We start from the raw sequence: 6,000 nt of genomic DNA on the forward strand, positions 1-6,000 counted from the left end.
AGCCGCCGGCGGGTGCCGGCGGCTTTTGTACACTCAAGGCTGCAGCGTTACTTCTGCACGTTGAGACGAATGGTCTTCACAGTACTGCCCGTGGTCAGGCGCATCAGGTAGATGCCCTCATCCAAGCCACTGCCTAACGCAACTTTCGAGGTGTGCGTACCTTGGCCTACGCCAGTGCTCACGGTGCGTACCAGCCGGCCCACCATGTCGTAGAGAGACAACGAGTAAGCTTGGCCTTCGGCCACGCGGAACTCCACTGTAGCTTTGTCGGTCACCGGGTTCGGGAATACCGCCAGCGAGGGCTCAAACTTGCCACTCTGTACCGCAGCCCCGTTGGCAGCTACAGCTGTCTGAGTAGTGCAGTTGCATGGAATGGTAATTGGGCAACCAGTAATATTTACACCGAAAAGGCATGCCAGGGTGCAGCCATTGTGGTCGACAACGAAACCGGTATACGTACCTGTAGGCAAGCCTGTGAACGTGAATGAGCCAGAAGTAGTCGTGCTTGCGGTATAAATCGTACCTACATTGCTATACAGCGAGTATAGGTATGGACCTGTTCCGCCCGTGGCAGTAAGCGTAAGTTGACCGCAACCTCCTGGGATGCCATATATCAGGCTGAGGCCCGCCGTGGGCCCGCCGACCACCACGCCGCTCACCGTGGCCGTGCAGCCCGTGCCGGCCGTGGCCCGCACCGTGTAGGTGCCCGCCGTCAGGCCCGTGAAGATGCCGCTGCTCGCGCCCGTCGTGTTGGTCGTGCCCACCAGCTCGTAGGCAATGGGCGCCGTGCCGGCGCCCGAGGCCACGGCCGTGAGGCTGCCCGTGTTGCCGCCAAAACACAGCACCCCTTGGGTTGACACGTTGCCCGCCGTCAAAGCCAGCGTGCACGGCGGGGGGCAGCCCGTCACCGCGATGCTGGTCGGGCAGACGAGCACGCAGTTGTGGGCGTCGACCACGGTGGCCGTGTACACGCCCGTGGCCAGGTTCATGAACGTAAAGCCGTCAGCCACCGAAGGCGACGTGCCGACCAACGTACCCGACGCGTTGCGCAACGTGTACACGTAAGGCGGCGTGCCGCCGGCTGCCGTTACCCGCAGCTGACCGCACGAATTCGTCGGAATGGAATACACCAGGCTGAGGCCCGCCGTGGGCCCGCCGACCACCACGCCGCTCACCGTGGCCGTGCAGCCCGTGCCGGCCGTGGCCCGCACCGTGTAGGTGCCCGCCGTCAGGCCCGTGAAGATGCCGCTGCTCGCGCCCGTCGTGTTGGTCGTGCCCACCAGCTCGTAGGCAATGGGCGCCGTGCCGGCGCCCGAGGCCACGGCCGTGAGGCTGCCCGTGTTGCCGCCAAAACACAGCACCCCTTGGGTTGACACGTTGCCCGCCGTCAAAGCCAGCGTGCACGGCGGACAAGTGTTGGTGATGGTCACATCCCGGTACACGGGGCAGAAGCCGGGCGCGCTTAGGCGCAGGCGATAGGTGCCCGGGGCCAGTCCCGAGATAGTATAGAAGCCCCCGCTGAGTGTGGCTGTGACTGGGTTGAAAGTACCAACCGTTGTGCCTGTAATTGTGGCGAGGGCAAACGCGGGCGTGGCGCTGCCAAAGCCACTAGCTGCGAAGCGAATGCTGCCCGTGTTGTTAGGTGCGCACCCGGCATTCGTGACTGTCGGCTGGCCCAAGGTGAGGCTCATGTCGCCCAGCGCAAAATCCTGCAACGAAGCGTTTATCGATTGCGAATTCCGGGTTTGTGCTAAAAAGGAACTTAAACAGGTTTGAAGGCCCGATTGGCATAAGTCAATAGCTCCTTCGATAAGGGTATTATCCCTGTTGGTTCCAATGCAGAAAATAGCATTATTTTTTAGTACTAGTTGACCATTGGTCCACACGTAGACCTTGGGTTCAGATTTTTTCCCACCATTCGTAAAATCACTCAAGATGAGGATGTCTCCGTTGGTGTGAGTGCCGCTGAACGTGCCATCAGTATTGGTGCTGACGGAGCTTACAAAAAACCAGAAGCCAAGGGAGCCGTCCCCGTTACTAGACACCCGGTCGCTGTAGAAGCGCAGGATGCAATTGTTTGTGCCCGTTAAGGCCACCCCGGCGGTCTTTATATCGCCTTTGTTGTTGGCGTTGCCTGGGCTCCAGTGCCAGTCTGCAATGGCGTCTTTGTCTTTGGAACCCTCCGTAAATTGGTTGTCTGTATGGCTATTTACTGCGTCTTGAACCGTGTGAAAACTAGTAAGGTTGTCGAGCGTACCATCACAATAGGTAGGTTGTATTGGTTGCGCAAATAGATTCGAGGAGAAGAGGCTGCAAATCAATAGCAGCAGTAGCAGCCACCCTCTACTTGGTAAGGTCTTTGGCAAATGCCGGGGCTTTAGTCCAGTAGCTGTGACGCTTGATTCGTAACAGTGGTTAGGACCAGTTATGTTGGCAGGCGTGAGAGCCAATGATAGCTTGTTCATAATAATGAAGTGTTACATAAAGGAGGCTTAAGGGTTAAAGGACATTTGTTTGGCTGCCAAGCAGCCACCGCGGCACGACTTACTTAAGCATCGGCCCCGGACTAAAAAAGGTGGCGATACTGATACAAACCAGTTTGCCACATGCTTGCAATACACAAGCGGAGGGATATGGCCTAATGTTATGTCATAGCGTTTAGGGTTAAAAGTTGAACAATAAATAAGTGGGCCAATAGTGTTCAGGTTGATTATCAATTATTTACACAATATACCGAAAATGGTGCAAACCTAATTCCATATCTACAGCCAGCATTGTACAGATGCGACGTTTTCAGCCGCTCCAAAACAGCGGGTCAGCATCGCGGCCGTGCTGGAAAAAGGCAGCGGGAGTCTCCTCCGTGAAGCGCCGAAACTCGCGGATGAAGTGGGCCTGGTCGAAGTAGCCGCAGGCCTGAGCCAGGTCGTGCCAGTTGGTTTGGGGCTGTTCCTTCAGCAATTCGAATACCCGGGCGAAGCGGCTAATCTCGGCGAAGAGCTTAGGCGAGACGCCCACCGCTTCCCGAAAGCGCCGCTCGAGCTGCCGCCGGCTAAGGTGGGCCAAGTGGGCCAGCTCGTCGGCGTATACCTGCCCGCGCCGCTGCCGCAGGGCCGCCGCTACCACCTCCACCACTGGGGTGCCCGGCGTGGGGCGCATGGGTTGGGCCAGGAGCAAGTCTTCGGCGGCGGCCACGCGCTCGGCGTGGGTGGCGGCGGCCTGCACCCGGCTCGTAAGCGCCTCGCCAAACTGCCGCGGGGCGCACGCCTGCTCCGGGGCCATGCTCGCCGCGGCGGCCATGGATATACCCAGCAGCTGGTAAAACCCGGTGGGCTGAAACATGATGCCGAATAGGCCGGCCGGCCGGGCGCAGCGCAGGCTCAGGCGATGGTCGGTGACCTGGCCCAGCATCCAGCTTTCCGTAATGCGCTGCCCATTGGTGCTCTCAAAAGCCACCGGCTCGTCGTGCTTGCCCAACACTACGATAATCGACGGCTTGGGCGAGGGCAACACCGCGTGTTGCCGGGGGGCAGCAGGGTTCGGATCTTCGTAAGCCCAGTAGCACTCTACTATATTTCGCAGGGAAGCCAATGGAGTAAATTCCTGCCATACCATACACTATCACCAGCAAATGCTACGGCTGAGCTTAGCAGGCCGCGGCGTAATTGAGCACCTGAATATACATTGTATTAGTCAAATAAAAAATAGATATTATCATAGGCTCGACCATAAGCAAATCATTACTACTCGACCTGAATTTTTCGCGAGAATCTGATTCTCAAATCGCTCCAGATTCGCGATTAAAATTCTATAAAACAACGGTATATATAAAATTAATTGCCCAATAATCTTATACTGCCGAGCTCCACTCATCTTCTAAAGGCCAGTAAAACACTGGCTTCGTCCCGGCCAAGGCCAAGGTGTAGTGACCGCCTGTTTTTTCGCCGGTAAAAATTTTCTCAGCACGGCAACAAAAAGGCCGAACGGCAAGCGCACGGTTCCTACTGAAGGCTCATCTTGGCTCAATTAAAAATTGAACTTTGGAGGCCTTTCCAAAACCTGTTTCGTTCTACCCGTGGTAGATCAGAGAAGTTGAAACCGGGGCCCGGCAGGTAACGGCCAGCCATTGCGCCCCCGAAAGTTGACCCCACCTCCTCGTCCCTGGCGATTGGTTGCTGCTGCAATACGTGCAAAGGGGCTTCCATCGAATGATGGAAGCCCCTGCTGCGCTTCACCCCTGCCCTTTTCCGAGCTAGGTCAATTTGGAGCTAGTTGGGCTGGCAAAAACAAAAAAGCCGCCGGCAAATTGCCGGCGGCTTCTTAGACACTCCTTGCTACAGATTTACTTCTGTACGTGGAGACGGACCGATTTCACTTTGTTGCCGAGGGTCAGACGCATCATGTAGATGCCTTCTTCCAGGCCTTGGCCTACCACCACCTGATAGGTGTGGTTGGCTTCGCCCGTGCCTTCGGCTACGCGGCTCACCACGCGACCTACCATGTCGTAGATGGCGAGCGAGTAGTGCTCACCTTCGGCTACACGGAACTCAACCGTTGCCTTCTCTTTGAAGGGGTTCGGGTACACCACAATCTGGTCGGCAGACTTAGCGCTCGAAGAACCGTTGCTGCTGAATGCAGAGCAGGCGTTGGTGATTTGCAACAGCGTCGGGCATTCAGCCACGCAGCCACGTGCATCGGTTACGACGAGTTGATAAGTGCTAGCTGCTAAGCCAGTGAAGTTGTATGACCCATTCACCGCAGGAGAGGTTGCTACAACAGAATTGGTCGAGACAATGCGGAGCTGGTAGGTGTACGGAGCCGTACCGCCTACTGCGCTTACCGTAGCTTGGCCAGCCGCGCTGCCGCAAGCATTCACCGTGCTGGAGAAGATGACACTCAGACGAGCAGGCTGTGGCAGGATGATTACCGAAACACCCGTTGCTACGCAGCCATTGGCATCGCGCACCGAGATGGGGTAAACACCGGGAGCCAGGTTCGTGAACAAGCCCGTTCCGTTGCTCATGCCATCCAACGTGAAGGTATAATCCCTTGTACCACCGGTAGCAGAGAGTTGTACCCGGCCGTTGTTAGCACCGAAGCAGGTGATTTGGGTGACCGAAGGCGTTCCCAACACCAATTGTGCCGGTTGCCCGATGGCCACGTTCACCGTAGCAGTGCAGCCGCCAGCCGCAATCACACGCACACCGTACGTGCCAGCTGGGAGACCCGAGAAGGTCGCAGAGCTTTGAAGCACGTTAAGAGTGATGTAAGGAGGATTGTTAATCGTTCCCTGTGCGGTGACCACCGAAGCACTGATGAGGCTGAACTGGTAGCCTGAGCCACCATTTGCTACTACCGTGAAGCTGCCTGTTCCACCAAAGCACGTGGCATCGATAACCGACAGACGGTTCAAAGTAACAGCGTTCGCGCCCTCAATGGTAATCGCGGCGCACGTGGCCGTGCAGTTGTTGGCGTCGCGCACCAGCACCTGGTAGGTGCCGGCCAGCAGGCCCGTGAAGTTCACCGCACCATTACCCGTCAGCACGATGGGCGCGTTGGTGCCCAGCTGCAGCGAGTACGTGTAGGGAGCCGTGCCGCCCGTGGCCGTCAGTGTGGCCGAACCCGTGGCTGTAGTGCACGTCGCACTCATCAGGTTAGAGAGCGTAATCCCCAACAAGGCGGGCTCCGTGATGCGCACATCTGTGCGAGTGGCTATGCAGTTGTTGGCGTCGATTACGCTCACGTTGTAGATGCCGGGCCGCAGGCCACTGAACACATTAGCCGAGCCAAAGGCCCCGCCGTCCAAGGCATACCGGTAGCCGGCACCAGGCGTCCCCCCATTGGCAGTCACCGTGATGCTGCCCGTGCCGCCGAAGCAGAGCACGTTGGCTGATACCGCCGTCACGCTTAGTAGCGTGGGCTGGGCGATGGTCACCGTCGTGGCCGAGGTGCAGCCGTTGGCGTCGCTCACCGACACGGGGATGTTAACCCCGGCCACCAGGC

Annotated in this window: 3 protein-coding genes; all 3 read right to left on the reverse strand. The window is 57.8% G+C overall.

Annotated elements, in window-relative coordinates; all coding sequences use genetic code 11:
• Positions 1–47: 47 nt before the first annotated feature.
• Positions 48–1,691 (reverse strand): T9SS type A sorting domain-containing protein, encoded by a 1,644-nt coding sequence (locus tag LJ738_RS19140; RefSeq protein WP_227787954.1) that lies wholly within the window; start codon positions 1,689–1,691, stop codon positions 48–50.
• A gap of 1,102 nt (positions 1,692–2,793) precedes the next feature.
• Positions 2,794–3,612: a helix-turn-helix domain-containing protein gene (locus tag LJ738_RS19145; RefSeq protein WP_317206812.1), complete on the reverse strand. Its 819-nt coding sequence runs from the start codon at positions 3,610–3,612 to the stop codon at positions 2,794–2,796.
• 727 nt (positions 3,613–4,339) lie between these two features.
• The coding region (locus LJ738_RS19150; RefSeq protein ID WP_227787956.1) for a T9SS type A sorting domain-containing protein at positions 4,340–6,000 on the reverse strand (1,661 nt) is incomplete at its 5' end.

The organism is Hymenobacter plasmatis (assembly GCF_020711255.1).
In the GTDB taxonomy this organism is placed as follows: domain Bacteria; phylum Bacteroidota; class Bacteroidia; order Cytophagales; family Hymenobacteraceae; genus Hymenobacter.

Coding starts and splice junctions, on each gene's coding strand:
- LJ738_RS19145 (WP_317206812.1), bottom strand. CDS start 3,612: ATGGTATGGCAGGAATTTACTCCATTGGCTTCCCTGCGAAATATAGTA.
- LJ738_RS19140 (WP_227787954.1), bottom strand. CDS start 1,691: ATGAGCCTCACCTTGGGCCAGCCGACAGTCACGAATGCCGGGTGCGCA.